This window comes from Alphaproteobacteria bacterium (assembly GCA_016722515.1).
Taxonomy (GTDB): domain Bacteria; phylum Pseudomonadota; class Alphaproteobacteria; order Rickettsiales; family JADKJE01; genus JADKJE01.
The window spans coordinates 20349-40691 of sequence record JADKJE010000001.1 but is presented as its reverse complement, the minus strand read 5'-3'; the positions used below and the strand labels follow the sequence as shown (position 1 = coordinate 40691).

Sequence of the window (20343 nt, the reverse complement as noted above, 5' to 3'; positions counted from 1 at the left end):
CTTATTATGTTTTTATAGAAATTATTATAATTTGACATAATCTCAACATAAAATTGATATAATAGAAAAAACACAATAAAGGTTTGTGAAATGAAAGATTATGCAAGTGCTGATTTAGCAAAAGTACTGACGTTTGCAAGACAAGGGGATGATCACTCGTTAGTGCAATGGCTCAGCGATATTAGAAAGAATGAGCCTGAACGATTTGAATCGTTGCATAACACCCCCATGGGGCCCATGATGTGTTGGGCGGCTGGACATGTTGTCGACTATGATTGCCTCCGTGTTTTAAGTGAATATTTTCCTTCTAACGTGATTGATGCAGAAGGTAACACGCCATTACATATTGCCCTTTTAGTCTATAATAAAGATGCCGTACTCGTGATAGCTGGACTTGATATAATCAAGCAGAATAAAAATATGGCTGGTCAAACCATACTCCATCTTGCAGCAGCTACGGGAGATTTGGACCTTTATCTAAATATTGCTAAGTCATGTGCGAGAAAGACCGAAAAAGATAATCTAGGCAGGACAGCGCTACATTACGCTGTGCAAAATCGAAGTAATGAGATAGTCAACGTGATCATAGAAGAGTATCCCTATATGGTTACGAGTGCTGATCATAATGGTAATACACCTTTTCATGTTGCTGCCTATCATAATTTTCAGGACATATTCGAGAATCTCATTTCTCATAGTTCACTAGACGATATTAATATTACCAATATGTCGGGTGAAACAGCTTTAGCACTTGCTGCGCGGCTCAACCATTCAAATATTTTTGAGGCCTATGAGCAAAAGGTAAAGCAAGTTTATTATGCTCAAAATAAGAGATATTTTGATATAGGGTATAATAACCCAGAACGTATACCTGTTGATATGCTGCAACTTACCATGGCAGCTAAAAATGAGGCCTTATTAGTTGCAGGTAAGATTGATACTGAGAAAACATTTTTTCCTGTTTATGTATCTCAATCAGAGTTTGGACTTTTTGTAGAAGAGATTTGTCGTTTAAAGCCTTATCTTGGGATATCTCCTGTTCGTGTGCCTTTTGTTTTTCGATATGGAATACATGATATAGGTGCTCAATTTGTAGTTAGTCGTGAATCGACTAACTTGCATTGGGTTGATTCGTTGGGGTCATATCCAAATACACAAGCAGTATTATCAACACTTAGTCGTTTTGTTCCCCCTGTTGATATCTATTTCAACCGACGGGCAATGCAGTCAGCTCCTACTGGGTGCACTGTTTTTGCAGCAAATTCAGTGTCTGAATTGATAACAAGCTTAGATTATATGCCAGCAAAATATGTGTCTCATCATCTGTCGTCTCCAGACGCTATGACACGTTATCTGAAAGAACATAAAATAGAGGATTTTGATGTTGAAGATAGGGACAACCATAAGTATGTCTGCCAAGCTACATTGTTCCCTTCGCGTACGTACCGTAGTTGTCAATCGTTTAAGGAAAAAGAGGATGTAATTAGCACCATTGGCAAGGATGAATCTGAACTCTATAGCAAACAAAAAATTGCAAAGGCGGCGGCAACATGTGAATCTACTGATTTAGCAAAAGCATTCAAGCACTATGAAAGAAATGTTGATTTAGGGAATGGTAAAACTAAAGTCCGTAACTTACGTCTGAATCACAAGTTCGAACAAGCTTATAAACGCAATAAAGCCTTTATTGACAACCACGGTGTTGAACACATATCTGCAAGTAAAAATGCGGTATCCTTGAAAGGCTTTAGTGAACAAGTCGATAAAAAAATCGAAATATTCAACGCCGCGTTACAGAGTGAAAATAGGTTGGATCACCAAAGCCGGATTAACACAGAGGGCCTTGCAAATAAACCTGATCTAAGCTGGAAAGATAGTGTGACATCAGTGCAAACATCGAGGGTAAAAGGATAGAATTAAGTTTGATTTGCAGGGGGGAGATAAAACACCCGAACTGTGAGTTCTATGACTTATCTTCTCTTGTCTTAAGAAGAAAATTATCGGCGGTCTTGCCTTATCCCGTTGCTACCTTTGATTGCGATGGTTGTAGAGTATGCATCGTTTTTCGTGAATAAAGTGCAATTCAATCAACGTTAACCTAGCAGTCAGAAAAACCTCAATGGGTCGTTCCCATTGAGGTTTTTCTAAAAAATGTCAGGGCGCTTCCCTTTAAAGCTGTCTGTCACTGCTATGTTGAGAAGGGGGCGTTTCAGACCTACGTTTATATGATTGACCCTCAGCACGCTTATAGGGATGACGGGGTTGTCGTTCTTTTGCGGAGGCTAACAACTCGTTTACAGAAGGTAAAGATATGTTTTTAACTGATCCATTGGGCATTACTGTGTGGGTATGAAATTTTAAATTGCTATTAGTGTTACGATTGGGTGTTCTTTCGTCACTATAGTCAACATTCTGCTGTTCTGGTTTAGGCTGATTATGTTGTGGGTAGGAATAACTAACATTCTGCTGTTGTCCTGTTGGTTGAAAATAGGGCTGGTTGGAATTGGTGGCGCTATTATGGTTAACATTCTGCTGTTGTCTTGTTGGTTGATAATAGGACTGGTTGGAATTAGTGGCGCTATTATGGCTAGCATTCTGCTGTTGTCTTGTTGGCTGATAATAGGGCTGGTCGTAATTAGTGGCGCTATTACGACTAACATTCTGCTGATATCCTGTTGGTTGATAATAGTATTGGTTGTAATAGGTGGCGCTATTATGGCTAAAACTCTGCTGATTTCCTGTTGATTGATAATGGTGCGGATTGTAATTAGTGGCGCTATTATGGCTAGCATTCTGCTGTTGTCCTGTTGGCTGATAATAGGGCTGGTCGTAATTAGTGGCGCTACTACTAAAGTATTGTTGGTCTGAAGCGGTGGGATAGGGAGGTGTTTGGTAATCAGCATTATGCGAATTAGAACTCCTCGGACTCCTATGTTGAGGCTCAGGGTGGAATGAGCTATTGCCCGTGGAGGAATTCATAAAAAAACGATTCTCGTTTTTTGGCGTATAAAATGTAGGTTTAGTATCATTGAAATTAAAGGGTGTTCCTGGTGTTCTCTGTGTTGATGAACCATCAGAATGAGGTGTGTTTACAGGATAATGAGTGTGGATAGGACCTACAGATGAAGCGTGATTCGTTTCATGAAAAGATGGAACAGCCTCCACTGCTAATTGTGATTCTTTTTTATTACTTAGGTATTCATCATAATATTTTCTTTTTTCTTGATTGTTAATTGTTTCCCATGCATTATTTATTTGTACCATTTTTTCTGCTGCTGCTTGTGCTGATAATGAATCTGACCTATTTGATGATCTATCGGGATGATATTTTAGAGCTAATTTATTGAAGGATTTTTTAATGTCAGAAATTGACATTGTTACGGTTGCCTCTAAGACTTCATAGTAGTTGTATGATAATTTTTTAAAATCTTCAGTCGTCAGCATCTTGGCATTCCTTTCCTTAAGATTTAAATATTCATCATATTTCTTCTTTGAAATCCCATGTCCTAATATTTTTAACGCGTCGTCTAGTTGTTTGATTTTTTCTTCCTTTGAGAATGTATCATCATTGGTTAAAGTTTTAAATACATTCATATAATTGTCGTTAATGGTGGGAATGCTATCCTCACGCTTCGAATGTAAAACGGAGTAAGGATCAAAACTTAAATGATTAAAGTCTCCAATTGTACTCCATTCCTGTATGCGGAATTCCATCCAATTATCATATTCCTCTTTTTGCTTTGTATCGCATAGTATTTCCAAAGCTTGTGTTAATTGGTTTTTTCTTTCATCTAGGGCTTCACTTCGACTAGGCATTGAATTCACTGCTTTTGATAGTAAATAACAATATTTTTCTTGAATATTTACTTTAGAAGCCTGTTTGTTTACCTCTAGAAGTTGGTAAAGGTCTATCGTTAAAAGATCAAAATCAACAGTCTGTTTCATGAATATTCCTCTATCTATTATTTAATGTAAGAAAATTGATTTTTCTTATATATTAAATTCCTTAATAAATAAATAAGATAATTATATATTTATAAAATTATTTAGTCATGTCATAGAAAGATGTTGTGACTTGGTGTTTTACTTCATTCTATAGTACGCAGCCTTTCAGAACTATACTACGTTTCATTTTCGTGGTTTCAAGTTGAAAATAATAGAATAAGGCTCTTATATGCCCCTCGCTCTTCAAGAGTTTGGATGCTGCACGTCGGCTTTCGGCCAGCTATAAGAATGCTTTCCCTTAATCCTAATTCTTGAAGCGCGAGCGTTATAACTCATAGCCCCTTATGCCCACTGGAATTAGCCTTAGTTGATTTACTGCGTTCCACAGGGGGGCATTTCGTTTCTTTAGGGGACCGTTTTATTTTATGTTGATGGCTTATCGGTTTATTCAATGTTTCATTGAGGAGTGCATCGGCTGTCTTATTTTCATTATTGGTAATATAAAAAATATCGGCACCAGCAACTAAGAGCTGCTTCACTAAATATTGATTCCCTTTTTGGGCAGCAAGATGTGCAGGAGTATTGCCTTTATAATCCGGTATATCGGCCTGAAACACATTAGCCTTTAGAATCATTTGAATAATGCTATCCTTGTTAGTATTGACTGCATAATGAAGGGCGCAGCGCTTTTTGTTATCCACAACATCTACTAAAGCTTTGCTGTTAATAAATTCCTGGATGATATCCCCTTGTGCACGCTTGATCGCAGTTACGATGGGGGTATATCCTTTGCGGTTTAACGTCGCTGGATTGGCATGATGCTCAAGTAATATCTTAACCATTTTTGCATCATTCTTCTGCACGGCAAGGTGCAGTAAAGAATTACCATTTTTCCTTATAAAATTGGGGTCGTGCTTTGTTTGCTCTAAAAAAAATTCTTTTTGTGATTTATTTCAACTCGCGGTGAAAAACATGAACCTCAAGCTCAGCATCTTGGAATTGCTTAGCCAGGGCTTCCGCAACCACGACCGATCGATGCTGGCCGCCGGTGCAACCGATGGCGATGGTTAAAAAGCTTTTGCCAGCCAATTCATACGCAGGCAGGAGAGACGTTAAGAGGGTTGAAAATTGCTCGATGAACGGTAAAAATTGTGGGTCGCCCTTAACATACTCACTGACGGCGATATCACGTCCTGTTAATGGTTTTAAATCCGGCAGATAATGTGGATTCCTTAAAAAACGAACATCGAACACAATATCGGCTTCTCGAGGGGGACCATTTTTATAGGAGAACGACATAACCGATAAAGAGATGCCATCTGCTTCCTTAGAAAAGTGGTGCCTGATCCAATTTCGTAATTCATGACCCGTGAGTGATGATGTATCAACAACATGATTGGCAACGTCTTTGACGCTTTGCAGTAACACGCGTTCCTGTTCAATACCATCGGTTGTTAATCTGCCTTTGGCAAGAGGGTGTTCACGACGTGTTTCCATGTAACGCCGGGTGAGAATATCCGTATCGCATTCAAGGAAGAGGATGGTTGGTTTTACGTAAAATTGGCTACAGGTATTGATAATGTTGGCGGCAAAATCTTCACCTGTATAATCGCGATTGCGGATATCAATACCAATCGCCAACTGGCCATGACGCTGGCTTGTTTTGTCTAGCACCAGTGGTAAAAGTGAAAGGGGGAGGTTATCAATGACCTCAAAACCACAATCCTCAAAAGCTTTTAGAACCGTTGTCCTACCAGCGCCTGAAAGACCCGTGACTAAGATTACGCGAGGCTGCGCGTCATTCATTACCGTCCCCCTATCACTGCAATGTTACATTTGGTTATTATGCAGCAGCTTGAATGCGAGAATCAACCCATGAAATATTGCCGTCATGACGGAAATAAACCACGCAGATGGTTCCTGTTTTTTTATTAATAAACATAAGTGCAGGAAGATTAGCCAATTCCATGTGCATGACAGCTTCACCCACGGTTAGTGTATCAATATTATGAGCTCTTTCTGCAACAATAACGGGGATCTCTTCGGAAGAGGCTTCTTCGGCTTTATTTTCGATCACATATTTATGACCTTCATAAAAAGCTTCCTGTTTGGCTGCAATGCTGCCTGTACTTGGATGGCGATGGTTTTTAATCCGCCCTTTATATTTGCGAAGCTGTTGTTCAATACGTTTAAGGGCGATATCGAATGCGGCATGGGCGTCTTGTGAATCGCCGCGGCCACGAATGGTTGGCAATACACCTGTGCCTTCGTTAACTTGAATAGAAGCATGGAAGAAGGCGCCTTTTTTAGCAAAAATAACATCGGCGCCAACGGCACGCTCGAAGAATTTAGAGACTTTCTGCTCAATCTCATTTTGAACGTATTCTTGTATCGCTGTACCGATATCCATTTGCTGGCCGGAAACTGTAATTTTCATGATGTTCACTCCCTCATAAATTAGCTTACTATTTTTTGTCGTCTGCGCTGCGATGATGAACCTATTTTTAGCGCTTCCCGATATTTTGTAACGGTGCGCCTAGATAGGGTTATTCCCTTTCCACGCAGATGAGAAACAATATCCTCATCTGAGAGTATAGCACTGGGTAATTCATTATCAATCACATCTTTTATTTTTTGCTTAACAGCAAGGCTAGAAATTGCATGGTCACTGTTTTCTTGGACCAGTCCTGAGGATAAAAAATAACGCAATTCAAATAATCCACGCGGTGTAGACATAAATTTCTGGTTAACAATTCTGCTGATCGTGCTTTCATGCAATCCAACAGCTTCTGCAATAACGCTCAGTGTCATGGGTTTTAAGTGATGAATACCATGCAGAAAGAAAGCTTCCTGCTTAAACACAATTTCGGTAGTGACTTTCAAAATACTCTGGGCACGCTGGTGTAGGGCGCGGACTAAAAACTGCGCATGTTGACACTGGTTGGTGATGTATGTTTTGAGTTGTTCGTGTTGATGATGGGTATCCAGCATCACCCGGTATTGTTGGTTGATAAGTACCTGGGGCAGTAGCTCCTGGTTCAACTCAATGAGCCATTGGCCGAATTTTCCTCTTCTAACAAAAATATCAGGAATGGCGGCAATGGTTGGTTCATGCGCAAAAGCAAGGCCAGGTTTGGGGTTGCAAGCCTTGATGTCGGCGATCATAATCTGCAGCATAGAGGAGGGAACCTGACATAGGGATGCCAACGCATCATGCTTATGTTTACCCAGCAATTCAAGATGGTCTAACAATAGTGCCATTTCCTTCGTAAGAAGCCCTTGATCAGCCAGTTGCAGCGATAAACATTCTTTGAGGTCCCTAGCGCCGATCCCCACAGGCTCACATTGCTGTAATGCCATTAAGCCAAGGTCAATATCGTGTTGGTTTGCGCCGAGTATCAATGATATCTGATAGATATCTTCGCGGATATATCCATCGGCTTCGATCAAATCGATGAGATGGTTCATAACGATCTGTTGTGCAAACGGAAGCCCCATGCACTCCACTTGCTGCAGAAGATGCTGTTTAAGATTGGGTTGCTGCGATAGCGATTCAAAATAATCGCCATCATCGCCGGCTTCATGGTGTTTAGATTGAAAGGCTGCATAAGAAAAACCTGCCTGATAATCGTCCATATCAATATCGGCGTTATCCCAGGGGTTTTGATGTTCCTGTTCGTGTTCTTGAAAATCAGACTCATCAGATTCAACATCGGCGTTGTTATCTGCGTCTATATCCCTCGTTGAGTCGGGTATATCATCGCTGGCTTTGATATCTTCTAATTCCTGTGTAGTGAGAAAGGGGTTTTGTTCTATCTCTTGCTGAATGATAGCAAGGACATCAACGGATGGTAATTGCAGTAACTCTATGGACTCCTTGAGTTCTGGCGTCAATTGCAGGCTTTGTTCCTGGCGCTGCCGTTGACTGCCCCCTTGATGCAAACCAATGTGTGTGCTTCCACGCCCCCGCATGTGTACCCCCCTTTTATTCCCCTGGATTCAAGAATATCAGAAGGCCAAGGCTGCAGCAAGGGGATTTAGGGAGTGTCGGCTATGATAGAGTAAAATTGGTCAGGGGACACGTCTTGGTGGGATGAGTTTCGGGTTTAAAGGCTGAATTTTTCGCCCAAATAAACCCGCCGAACTTCGGTATCCTTCACAATTTCAGATGGTTTACCTTCCATTAAGACCGTGCCATCATGGATGATGTATGCGCGGTCGATAATCCCCATGGCTTCGCGGACATTGTGGTCGGTAATGAGTACACCAATGCCACGGTCTTTAAGGTGTGATACCAGGTTACGTATGTCATTGACTGCAATAGGGTCAACACCGGCAAAGGGTTCATCGAGTAAAATAAAGGACGGGTTAGAGGCAAGGGCACGCGCTATTTCGACACGTCGCCTTTCACCACCTGATAATGCCAGTGCTGATGTGCGGCGTAAGTGCGTGATGGAGAATTCGGCTAACAATTCGTCCAGTTCGGTTTGGCGTTTTTCGATAATCGGCTCGTTAAGTTCTAAAACGCTGAGGATATTTTCTTCAACACTCATGCCTCTGAAAATCGAAGCTTCCTGTGGCAGATAACCAATGCCAAGTCGTGAACGTCGGTACATAGGTAAAGAGGTGATATCATGATCATCCAGCTTGATGTTTCCATAATCGGGATTGACCAGTCCTGAAATCATATAGAAGGTTGTGGTTTTACCCGCACCGTTGGGACCCAGTACCCCTACGGCTTCGCCACGTTGAACCTGGATACTGATATCGCGGACTACTGGCCTACCATCATAAATTTTTCCAAGATTCGTTGCTCGTAGCCCCATATTATTAGCGACAAGCTGTGGTTTAAAGTGTGATGTGCCCCCAGTTAATGAGGGGTCTTTCCGTTTATCGGACACAGGATTTGCCTTTTTCCTGGGGTTGAGCCGTTTAGAGAATAAGCATACTAGCCCAATTAAAGCGATGCGACCAGTGATTTTTTATTCTAGCGGAGAATAGGTTAAAAGAGGGTTTATAGATGCGTAACGGGTGTTAGCGGGATTATTTGAATGGCGTGCCTAGAACTAATTTCAGGGACTGCATGAAGGAATCTGCCCCTCCTCAAAGTAGAAGAGGGTATTGAAATCTATTGAAAATAATAAATATTAAAGATGAAACTACTGATTGCTTGTGTGATATTTATCTAGATAGCGCCACTTCAAAAGTCTCTTATGTTTAATTTTCCCGCTTACTATTAACCTTTCGCATGATAATAATCATTGCCATCAATAAGACAATAAAGGGCAGTAGGATTAAGACGGTTATCCCGGGTTTATTGCCAATTTTCATCGTGATGGTCTCGCCGTATTTCCCCACCAGATAGGTGCGAATTTCATCTTCGGTTTTACCTTGTTTGAGCATGTCACGGATAAGGACGCGCATATCGACTGCTAATTCGGCTTTGGAGGCATCGATACTTTGCCCTTCGCATACCATGCAGCGAAGCGTTTTAAAAATATCTTGCGCCTGTTCTTCCTGTTTGGGAGTAGGCATGGGCTCTTCTTTTGCTTTTATCTGTGCCCAGCTATCGGCACAGCCAAAAGAGATAGCAATAAGCACTAGGATAAGAGAAAAAATTCGCATATACTGACTCTATAAAAAGGTTATTGTAGTATGCCAGTAGAAGCGTGGGTTGTCCAGAGTCCAGGTGGTGTAGAGACCATGGAATGGCGGCACTATTCAGATCTTATTCCTAAGGGGCACGAGGTGTTAGTACGGCACACCGTTGTGGGAGTTAGTTATATTGACGTATTTCATCGCAATGGCGTGTATCCCGCTCCCAAGCCCCTGGTACCTGGTACCGAAGCAACGGGTATCGTGGAAGCCGTTGGTCCAAATGTAAAAGGGTTTAAAGAAGGCGATCGGATCGTTTATGCCACATTACCTGTGGGCAGTTATGGTACTAAACGCCTGATTCACGAACGTTACCTGATTAAAATTCCTGATTACCTCGATGATGAACCCGTCGCTGCGTGTTTTTTAAGAGGGCTTACCGCTCATTATTTATTAACAAGGCTAGTGTTGATCATGCCGGGTTCCATCGTGTTAGTCCATGCCGCGGCAGGTGGGTTAGGGCAGATACTGTGCCAATGGGCTTCTGCTGGCGGGGCTATGGTGATAGGGACTGTTGGTAGTGACCATAAAATTGCGCATGCGAAAAAGGCTGGATGCCATGCAGTTATTAATTACACTAAGTATCCGCGTTTTTCTGAAATCGTCATGGGTATTACTAAAGGCGAGGGGGTTAAAGTAGTCTATGATGGGGTAGGAAAAGCCACCTTTTATGAATCACTCAAATGTCTTTCCTCTCTTGGACTTATGGCTTCTATCGGAGAACCTTCAGGGCTCATAGACAATTTTGAAGTTGCCCATCTGGCAGCTCGTTCGCTGTTTTTGAGCCGGCCTACTGTCTATATGTATAAGGCTGACCGTAACGAACTGGTACTTTCTGCCAGTGAAGTTTTCACCCGGATGGAACAGGGGATCATCAGGCCCCATATCCATCAAATCCTGCCCATAGCCCAGGTGGCCAAGGCGCATAAAGATCTGGAAGCCCGTAAAGTTATAGGCCAGCAGGTGTTAAAAGTTTCTTAAGGATTTGGCTATATTTATGAGTTGGAATATGGTACAATAGCCGTGTTGGGAACGTGTGGAAAGTAAGGCATGTGGAGTCTTTATGACTGCTTTTAAAATTCTTCCGATTTTGTCTAGTGTGGTCGTTATTTCTTTTTCTACGCTGTGCTATGCAGCTGACGAACAAGCAGCAGACGAGGCTTATTCATCCGCGTATAACATGTGTTCTGCCAGGGCAGATCAATCCGTAGAAGTTCCTTTTGAAGTTGTCTTTTCGCGCTGTATGAGCGACCAGGGTATTACCCAGGAAGAAATCAACCAGTCGATGAATCAGCTGGATGAAGCCAAAGACGCTGAGTACTAAGTTTATTATCGAGTCGTGTTTGACGACAATGATGCGTGGTTAACATGCTATGCGTCGTATTCTGCAAATACTTGCTGGGAAAGAGCAAGCATACCAGCGGACGCTGTTGGCTTGGCGTTGGTAGTGGCTGCCAAACCAAGAAAAAAATGTATCAGCCACCTTCATAAACAGATTTCTATGTTTAGTTTGCATGGATGATAATTTTGATGGTATTCTGTTGTATTTCATAATTAATTAATTAATATTAGCACTTGCAGGGCTATTGTTGACCTTATTCAACAGCCCATAAATCCTTCCATCAGGATAGGAAATACTGTTATCACTTCTAGTCCTGGCAGCTCCAACGCAGGGCAGCAAGTAGCCAGATCAAAATAGAACTGGATTATTGATCAACGCACTTGTCGATACCAATACCCGCGGTGCATTGCGCCAGTAGGATGGGTCACCTATGGGCGGCAGATGGCTTCCCTCACTCGTGATTTTACAATTTTCTATGTTTTAATTAGCGTGTGAAATGTTTTTATATTATTAAATCATATTACCACAATAATTAGTTAGTATAATGAATTATCATTGTCGTTAATTATTTAGAAAATAGTATGAAAACCCAAGGCTCTTCAGAAACAACGTCTATTCAGCCTATCCTCAACCAATGGATGCAAACCTCTCAAATCAATCGTTTTGGTAAGGGTAAGAGGGAGAATGATTTAGCCCTGGAACATGAACAGCTTGCGGTTATCTTTAAAGTCGGGGTTAAAGATCGTTATGGTCTGAAGCATGCTTACTTTTTAGGTGGGACAGAAGATTTACGGGTTCTGCTTCAGCACCTTAAACACGAGATGTCACAGCCAGACACAGAATGCCTCAGCATTGTCCGCCCTTATATTCATGCCATCAACCTCTATATGGTCAATGTACAAGGGAGCATCCATGCTTTGATTGTGGATCCACAGGGATTGGGGGATACATATGCGCCTAATGTTAATATCGCTGCTGCCCTGCATGAAGCATTTCCAGGGTGCAAGATTCACTCCTCGTCCAATCAATTTCAATTAACAAGCGATAACCGTAATTGTTCTGTATTTTCCTATAAAATGGCGGGCTACTTTGCTAAGCACGGGAAAGCCATCATACAAGAACTGAGCACAAAAGAGGGTCAAGAGCAAGTCTGGAATGGCACCACCATTTATAGCCATGATACATCATCGCTTTTTGACTTTAAAAAGAAATCACACAATATAGCTGGTAATACCGCACAAGCCACGCAGAAACGCAAAGGGTTGCGTGATCAGATTCTGCCCCAGTACGCAGAAAAGATAAGGTTGATAGACCACCAGGAGCAGAAGCTAAACCAAGACGTGTTGCAACAGATTCTTGATGAAGTGTCAGGCCGGCAATTAGTGTTTGCCCGTAAAGAAGCCTGTTTTAATATCCAGGTGAGTGAAAGCGGTAAAATGCAACCATCACCTATATCCCAGCTCCTGGTACCGTGTGGGAACATACGAATTTCCCACGTTATATGTTTGAAGGGATATTTCCGAAGCATGTTAGTGAAAAAACGACCCGTATTATTTTGGATGGGTTTGCATTTAACCATAATGGGAAGGACTTCAGCTTCGCTGCACAATTGAATAAGGACGGGGGCATTACGTATACGGTTGCCGGTGGCGATTTTGATGCTGTAAAAGCTGGATTGGAAGCCTATAAAGGTTCTCCAGAATATCTGATGGCAAGGGATGCAGACCATAATATGCGCCAGGTACTGGCAATGGACATCTTTTTAGAAGATTGTGAAGTGGCCATAGAGCTTAAACGCACCCAAATCAATGGCAAAGGTGGTTTTGACCTTTTTCAAACCCTGCGTGCATTGCAGGTTGCTTTTGCTGAGCAGAGCGATGTTCATGTTGTATCAGGCCATGAAGTCAGCCAGGACAGTCAATTGTCAATCGTGCTCCGAGCCGCGATGGAGACGCATGGCGAGAAAAGGTTCTTTGTTTTCCCTTATGCCGTCAGCCAAGCACACATGATAGGCGTTGTGGTGGATAGAAAATTGAAGCAGTTGCGCGTCTGTGACCATCAAGAGTCAACACGGCAAGCCAGTATCAAAAACCCGTTATTGATGACACTCACCAGTACTTTGGGATGTGATTCCCCTATAGATGGTTATCAACAGAGTCCTTATAAAAGCCAGGAAAATGACTGGGAATGCAGTGTGTTGGCGGTATTGAGTATAAAAGATGACGTTGCGCGCCACCAGCATGGAACCGTGTACAAGGGTGATAAAGATCATCCTGATTTGGCCAAGGAAGCGGATAGGATACTGCGTACCTCACGCTATCTCACGCAAGAAGAAAAGCAGGAGCAAGCGCTTTCAACCATCTATCAGTTATGGCGAGACTCTTTCCCGACTACTGCCCCGCAAAATTGGATCGAAGAAAAGTTTAAATCCTTAGCAGTAGGGGCGGTCAATATCAGCGAACGTGCTGATCTTCGGCATTATCTCAAGACATTACAGAATGAAACAAACTTTAAGGATTTCGTAAAAAGTATAGCGATACGGGGTTTCATTGAAAACATGGGTTCAGAGAGCCTGGAAGAGATGGAAAACAGCTAAAAGAAACCAATATGTCGGCATTTAAGACTTGTTTGGAATCGGATAAAGAACTATTGCGGAAACTCAATGGTGAAGAAATGAATGTTGAAGAACTGAAAGACTATATTTTTAACCTAGCTAAAGCCTATTTCTTTGAAACCAAACATAGCATTCCTCAAGAAATACGCGATACAGAGCAGAAACAACGTGAGGAATTCTTGGCTACAAAAGATAAATTGATACACGAGCGTTTGGACAGGCTAAGCAAAGAATTCCCATGGTTCTTTGACAATAGAACTGAAAAAGTAAAGCATGAACTTATAGAAAGATACAATTCTTTGCTTGAAGATAAAGGCTCTTTGGAAAAAAGAGTGGGTAATTTGGTTGATAATGTTTTTGATCACCAAGTGCTCCTAAAGCAGAAAGAGGACGCCTGTAAGGCATTAAATATTGTTTTGCAGTTGAAGGAACATGAGAAACTGAATATACCAGAGCCTAATGAATTTGACTCTTATAAGGATAATTTGATAAAACATATCGAGTCGAGATTTCGTGGTTCACAAGATCCATTTGAGTCATTCTTATCTGAAATAGATAAATTGAATGCCAATGAACTACCCTCTGATAACCCACTCAAAATTCAAAAGGACCAAAATAAAAATATCGATGACCAAAAAAGATTTTCAAAAATATTAGTCGCTTCTGCGGGATATGGTGATCTAGACAGCTTCCTTCTAATCATGGATAAGTTCAATAATATAAGAGTTGATTATGCAAGTATGGCATTGAAGTGTGCTGTCAAACATGGATATAAGGATATATGCAACGTCTTGCTGAAAAAACGAAAAGATATAACAGCTGAAGAAATCGGGTTAGGACTACGAAAAGCAACCCAAAAGGCTACTATGATATTTGCGAACTTTTCCTGCAGGAAAGAAACGACATAGTGGTTGCTGATGCTGGAAAGGCACTGGGAGTAGCTGTTGAAAATGGCCGTGCAGATATCTGCAAACTTTTGTTAGACAAAAGAAATGACATAACAGCTAAGGTTGCTGGCTGGGGATTGGAAGAAGCTGCGAAAACAGGAAATGAAGATATTTGCAGACTCTTGCTAGGCGAGCTCTTGAAAGTAAAAAATGACAAAGTAGCGAAATATGTTGGATGGGCTCTGGTAGGAGCTTCCAAAAAAGAAAATGAAGATGTTTGCAGACTCTTGCTAGGCGAGCTCTTGAAGGTAAAAAATGACAAAGTAGCGAAATATGCTGGATTGGCTCTGGTAGAGGCTGCCAAAAAAGGAAATGAAGATGTTTGCAGACTCTTGCTAGGCGAGCTCTTGAAGGTAAAAAATGACAAAGTAGCTGAATATGCTGGATTGGCTCTGGTAGAGGCTGCCAAAAAAGGAAATGAAGATGTTTGCAGACTCTTGCTAGGCGAGCTCTTGAAGGTAAAAAATGACAAAGTAGCTGAATATGCTGGATTGGCTCTGGTAGAGGCTGCCAAAAAAGGCAAAGAAGGTCTTTGCAGACTCTTTCTGAAGACAGGACACATACAGGTTGGGGATGCTGGACGGGCGCTGTTACAAGCTGCCATAAGAGGCAATGAAGATCTCTGCAGACTCTTGCTGGATAAAAGAAAAGACATAACTGCTGACGATGCTGGACGGGCACTGATAGAAGCTGCCAAAAAAGATAATGAAGATCTCTGCAGACTTTTACTGGAGACAAAAAAAGACATACTGGTTAACGATGCTGGAAAGGCAATGGTAGAAGCTGCCAAAAGAGGAAATGAAAGCCTCTGCGGATACTTGATGAGGAAAAATGATATAACAGCTGACGCTGCTGGAAGTGCGCTGATAGAAGCTGCCAAAAGAGGAAATGAAAGTCTCTGCGGATACTTGATGAGGAAAAATGATATAACAGCTGACGCTGCTGGAAGTGCGCTGATAGAAGCTGCCAAAAATGGAAATGAAGGTCTCTTCAGACTCGTGCTTGAGGCAAGAAAAAATATAGCAGCTTGCGCTGCTGGAAGAGCAGTGGTAGAAGCTGCTAAAAAAGGGCATGAAGGTCTCTGCACACTGGTGCTGGAGACAAGAAATGATATAGCAGCCGACGCTGCTGGATTCGTACTGGTAGACGCTGCCAATAGAGGAAATGAAGGTCTCTGCAGACTCGTGCTGGAGACAAAAAAAGACATAACCGTCCAGCATGCTGGAGAGGCACTGCTACGAGCTGTCCGAAATGTACATGATGATGTCTGCGTACTCTTACTGAAAAAAAGAAGTGATATCAGTGCCAGTTATAAACAGCAGGCATTAAGTGAGGCATATCCCAGTACTTACAAGGCTATCGCTGGCCTTATTGATGAATCCATAAATCCTCCCGTCAGTATAGGTAGTACGCGTATCACTTCTAGCGCTGGCAGCTTCACCGCAGGGCAGCAAGTCGCCAGATCAAAATAGAGCTAGGCCTATAGATTATCGATGTTGGTGCTGTGATTACCAGGAATACCAGGCGTATCTACGTTCGGGCTTCCCATTACCTCCATCAACATCTTTTCCTCCTCATTGCAAAACCCCTGGCAACGGAATAATCGAAAATGCCTGTGCTTCCCCCCGACACTTGCAAATAATGGTGGTAAGGGGGAAGTGTGTCCAAAATCTGGAAATCATCCTAAAAAATCTCTTTCGTTGACGGCTTAATAACAAAAAGCAACCACTCGACAGAATTATTCAGAAAAGAACTGCTTCATGAAATATCCGGGATAGAAATTTTACAATTTCTATATTTTGTTTTGTGTTTGCAGTGTTTTTATATTATTAAATCATATTGTCATAATAATTAGTTAGTATAATGAATTGTCATTATCATTAATTATTTAGAAAATAGTATGAAAAACCAGGGCTCTTCAGAAGCAACGTCTATTCGGCCTATCCTCAACCAGTGGATGGGAACCTCTCAAATCAATCGTTTTAATTTAAAATCGGGTAAGAGGGAGAATGATTTAGCCCTGGAACATGAACAGCTTGCGGTTATCTTTAAAGTCGGGGTTAAAGATCGTCATCATCTCAAGCATGGTTACTTTTTAGGTGGGACAGAGGATTTACGGGTTCTGCTTCAACACCTCAAACACGAGATGTCACAGCCAGACACAGAATGCCTCAGCATTGTCCGCCCTTATATTCATGCCACGAACCTCTATATGGTCAATCTACAAGGGAGAATCCATGCTTTGATTGTGGATCCACAGGGATGGGGGGATACATATGCGCCTAATGTTAATATTGCGGCTGCCCTGCATGAAGCATTTCCAGAGTGCACCATTCACTCCTCTTCCAATCAATTTCAATTACCCGATGACAACCGTAATTGTTCAGTATTTGCCTATAAAATGGCTGGTCACCTCGCTAAGAACGGTAAGGAAATCGTACAAAAGCTGAGCACAGTAGGGGGGCAACAGCAAGATTGGAATGGCTTCATCATTCATAGCCATGATACATCATCGCTTTTTGCCTTTAAAAAGAAATCAAAGGATATTGCTGGTAGTGCGGAACTCGCTACGCAGAAACGCATAGGGTTGCGTGATCAGATTCTGCCCCAGTACGCAGAAAAGATAGGGTTGATAGACCACCAGGCGCAGAAGCTAAACCAAGCTGTGCTGCAACAGATTCTTGATGAAGTGTCAGGCCGGCAATTAGTGTTTGCCCGTAAAGAAGCCTGTTTTAATATCCAGGTGAGTGAAAGCGGTAAAAATGCAACCATCACCTATATCCCAGCTCCTGGTACCGTGTGGGAACATACGAATTTCCCACGTTATATGTTTGAAGGGATATTTCCGAAGCATGTTAGTGAAAAAACGACCCGTATTATTTTGGATGGGTTTGCATTTAACCATAATGGGAACGACTTCAGCTTCGCTGCACAATTGAATAAGGACGGGGGCATTACGTATACGGTTGCCGGTGGTGATCTTGATGCCGTAGAAGCTGGGCTGCAGGCCTATAAACGTTCTCCAGATTATATTATGGCAATGGATGCAGACCATAATATGCGCCAGGCACTGGCAATGGACATCTTTTTAGAAGATTGTGAAGTGGCCATAGAACTTAAACGCAGCCAAATCAATGGCAAAGGTGGTTTTGACCTTATTCAAACCCTGCGTGCATTGCAGGTTGCTTTTGCTGAGCAGAGCGATGTTCATGTTGTAACAGGCCATGAGGTCAGCCAGGACAGTCAATTGTCAATCGTGCTCCGAGCCGCGATGGAGACGCATGGCGAGAAAAGGTTCTTTGTTTTCCCTTATGCCGTCAGCCAAGCACACATGATAGGCGTTGTGGTGGATAGAGAATTGAAGCAGTTGCGCGTCTATGACCATCAAGAGTCAACACGGCAAGCCAGTATCGAAAAAACTCTATTGAATACACTAGCCAGTACTTTGGGATATGATTCCCCTATAGATGGTTATCAACAGAGCCCTTATAAAAGCCAGGAAAATGACTGGGAATGCAGTGTGTTGGCGGTATTGAGTATAAAAGATGACGTTGCGCGCCACCAGCATGGAACCGTGCACAAGGGCGATAAATATCATCCTGTTTTGGCAAAGGAAGCGGATAGGATACTGCGTACCTCTCGCTATCTCACGCAAGAAGAAAAGCAGGATCAAGCGCTTTCAACCATCTATCAGTTATGGCGAGATTCTTTCCCGACTACTGCCCCGCAAAATTGGATCGAAGAAAAGTTTAAATCCTTAGTAGTAGGGGCGGTCAATATCAGCGAACGTGCTGATCTTCGGCATTATCTCAAGACATTACAGAATGAAACAAACTTTAAGGATTTCGTAAAAAGTATAGCGATACGGGGTTTCATTGAAAACATGGGTTCAGAGAGCCTGGAAGAGATGGAAAAACAGCTAAAAGAAACCAATATGTCGGCATTTAAGACTTGTTTGGAATCGGATAATAAACCATTGCGGAAACTCAATGGTGAAGAAATGAATGTTGAAGAATTAAAAGACTATATTTTTAACCTAGCTAAAGCCTATTTCTTTGAAACTAAACATAGCATTCCTCAAGAAATACGCGATACAGAGCAGAAACAACGTGAGGAATTCTTGGCTGAAAAAGAGAAATTGATACACGAGCGTTTGGACAGGCTAAGCAAAGAATTCCCATGGTTATTTGACAATAGAACTGAAAAAGTAAAGCATGAACTTATAGAAAGATACAGTTCTTTGCTTGAAGATAAAAATATGGTCTCTTTGGAAAAAAGAGTGGGTAATTTGGTTGATAATGTTTTTGATCACCAAGTGCTCCTAAAGCAGAAAGAGGACGCCTGTAAGGCATTAAATATTGTTTTGCAGTTGAAGGAACATGAGAAACTGAATATACCAGAGCCTAATGAATTTGACTCTTATAAGGATAATTTGATAAAACATATCGAGTCGAGATTTCGTGGTTCACAAAATCCATTTGAGTCATTCTTATCTGAAATAGATAAATTGAATGCCAATGAACTACCCTCTGATAACCCCCTCACAATTCAAAAGGACCAAAATAAAAATATCGATGACCAAAAAAGATTTTCAAAAATATTAGTCGCTTCTGCGGGATATGGTGATCTAGACAGCTTCCTTCTAATCATGGATAAGTTCAATAATATAAGAGTTGATTATGCAAGTGTGGCATTGAAGCGTGCTGTCAAACATGGATATAAGGATATATGCAACGTCTTGCTGAAAAAACGAAAAGATATAACAGCTGAAGAAATCGGGTTAGGACTACGAAAAGCAACCCAAAAAGGCTACTATGATATTTGCGAACTTTTCCTGCAGGAAAGAAACGACATAGTGGTTGAAGATGCTGGAAAGGCACTGGGAGTAGCTGTTGAAAATGGCCGTGCAGATATCTGCAAACTTTTGTTAGACAAAAGAAATGACATAACAGCTAACGTCGTTGGCTGGGTATTGGAAGAAGCTGCGAAAACAGGAAATGAAGATGTCTGCAGACTCTTGCTTGAGACAAGAAAAGACATAAATGCTTTACAGGCTGAATCGGCTCTAGTAGCGGCTGCCCAAAATGGCAATGAGTGTGTCTTAGCACTCTTGATGAAGACAGTAAACATGGATTGTTTTGCTGCTAGAAGAGCCATGGAAGAAGCTGCAAAAAGAGGAAATGTAGGGGCCTGCACACTCTTGCTGAATGCAGGAAAATTAAGGAATTATGATGCTGGAATGGTCCTGGTAGTCGCTGCCGCAAATGGAAAAGAAGATGTCTGCAGACTCTTGCTGAACACAGGATACATAGAGGTTTTTGATGCAGGAAGTGCACTGGTAGAGGCTGCCAAAGAAGGAAAAGAAGATGTCTGCAGACTCTTGCTTGAGACAAGAAAAAACATAAATGTTAACGATGCTGGATTCGCACTGGTAGAAGTTGCCAAAAGAGGAAATGAAGGTCTCTGCGTACTCTTACTGGAAGAAAGAAGTGATATCGACCACAGTCATAAACAGGCGGCATTAAATGAGGCAAATAAACATAATAACAAGGCTATCGCTGGCCTTATTAAAGAATCTATAAATCCTCCTGTCAGTATAGGCAGTACGCGTATCACTTCTAGCGCTGACAGCTTTACCGTAGGGCAGAAAGTCGCCAGATCAAAATAGAGCTAGGCCTATAGATTATCGATATTGGTGCTCTGATTACCGGGAATACCAGGCGTATTTACGTTCGGGCTTCCCATTACCTCCATCAACATCTTTTCCTCTGCTTCCCCCCTGACACTTGCAAATAATGGTGGTAGGGGGGAAGTGTGTTCAAAATCTGGAAATCATCCTA

15 protein-coding genes are annotated in these 20343 nt (G+C 41.9%); 8 read left to right on the top strand and 7 right to left on the bottom strand.

The features are described from left to right. The first annotated feature begins 90 nt into the window (after window positions 1-90). Entirely contained in the window at window positions 91-1914 is a 1824-nt protein-coding gene (locus IPP74_00150) for an ankyrin repeat domain-containing protein (protein MBL0317714.1), read from the top strand. 255 nt (window positions 1915-2169) lie between these two features. On the opposite strand, the gene IPP74_00145 is transcribed toward IPP74_00150, so the two are convergent. From IPP74_00145 to IPP74_00115, 7 genes are all read right to left on the bottom strand, one after another. Continuing rightward, window positions 2170-3945 carry a DnaJ domain-containing protein gene (locus IPP74_00145; protein MBL0317713.1) on the bottom strand — a complete coding sequence of 592 codons (1776 nt, stop codon included), beginning with the start codon at window positions 3943-3945 and terminating at the stop codon, window positions 2170-2172. A 332-nt stretch (window positions 3946-4277) separates the two neighbouring features. Beyond that, window positions 4278-4787: an ankyrin repeat domain-containing protein gene (locus IPP74_00140; protein MBL0317712.1), complete on the bottom strand. Its 510-nt coding sequence runs from the start codon at window positions 4785-4787 to the stop codon at window positions 4278-4280. A 106-nt stretch (window positions 4788-4893) separates the two neighbouring features. Continuing rightward, on the bottom strand, window positions 4894-5751 hold the full coding sequence (rapZ, locus tag IPP74_00135; protein MBL0317711.1) for an RNase adapter RapZ: 858 nt from the start codon (window positions 5749-5751) through the stop codon (window positions 4894-4896). Window positions 5752-5788: 37 nt separating this feature from the next. After that, window positions 5789-6382, bottom strand: a complete 594-nt coding sequence (gene raiA, locus IPP74_00130; GenBank protein MBL0317710.1) for a ribosome-associated translation inhibitor RaiA — start codon at window positions 6380-6382, stop codon at window positions 5789-5791. A 20-nt stretch (window positions 6383-6402) separates the two neighbouring features. Then, window positions 6403-7917, bottom strand: a complete 1515-nt coding sequence (gene rpoN, locus IPP74_00125; protein ID MBL0317709.1) for an RNA polymerase factor sigma-54 — start codon at window positions 7915-7917, stop codon at window positions 6403-6405. A gap of 134 nt (window positions 7918-8051) precedes the next feature. Next, entirely contained in the window at window positions 8052-8771 is a 720-nt protein-coding gene (gene lptB / locus IPP74_00120) for an LPS export ABC transporter ATP-binding protein (protein MBL0317708.1), read from the bottom strand. A 391-nt stretch (window positions 8772-9162) separates the two neighbouring features. Next, entirely contained in the window at window positions 9163-9570 is a 408-nt protein-coding gene (locus tag IPP74_00115; GenBank protein MBL0317707.1) for a cytochrome c-type biogenesis protein CcmH, read from the bottom strand. Between the two features lie 30 nt (window positions 9571-9600). Here IPP74_00115 and IPP74_00110 point away from each other — a divergent pair, with 30 nt between their 5' ends. The 7 genes from IPP74_00110 (at window position 9601) to IPP74_00080 (ending at window position 20171) form a co-directional block, all read left to right on the top strand. Next, complete coding sequence (locus tag IPP74_00110) at window positions 9601-10581, top strand: quinone oxidoreductase (GenBank protein MBL0317706.1); 981 nt, start codon at window positions 9601-9603, stop codon at window positions 10579-10581. 82 nt (window positions 10582-10663) lie between these two features. Then, window positions 10664-10924 (top strand): hypothetical protein, encoded by a 261-nt coding sequence (locus tag IPP74_00105; protein ID MBL0317705.1) that lies wholly within the window; start codon window positions 10664-10666, stop codon window positions 10922-10924. Between the two features lie 599 nt (window positions 10925-11523). Further along, the gene (locus IPP74_00100; protein MBL0317704.1) at window positions 11524-12555 is read left to right on the top strand and encodes a hypothetical protein; all 1032 of its coding nucleotides are present in this window, start codon (window positions 11524-11526) and stop codon (window positions 12553-12555) included. After that, window positions 12552-13538 (top strand): hypothetical protein, encoded by a 987-nt coding sequence (locus tag IPP74_00095; GenBank protein MBL0317703.1) that lies wholly within the window; start codon window positions 12552-12554, stop codon window positions 13536-13538. Before IPP74_00100 ends, IPP74_00095 begins: the two co-directional genes overlap by 4 nt. Before the next feature lie 11 nt (window positions 13539-13549). Beyond that, a complete protein-coding gene (locus IPP74_00090; protein ID MBL0317702.1) occupies window positions 13550-14464 on the top strand; it encodes a hypothetical protein in 915 nt (304 codons plus the stop codon). Next, complete coding sequence (locus IPP74_00085; GenBank protein MBL0317701.1) at window positions 14464-15975, top strand: ankyrin repeat domain-containing protein; 1512 nt, start codon at window positions 14464-14466, stop codon at window positions 15973-15975. Before IPP74_00090 ends, IPP74_00085 begins: the two co-directional genes overlap by 1 nt. 428 nt (window positions 15976-16403) lie before the next feature. Continuing rightward, window positions 16404-20171: an ankyrin repeat domain-containing protein gene (locus IPP74_00080; protein MBL0317700.1), complete on the top strand. Its 3768-nt coding sequence runs from the start codon at window positions 16404-16406 to the stop codon at window positions 20169-20171. Window positions 20172-20343: the final 172 nt, after the last annotated feature.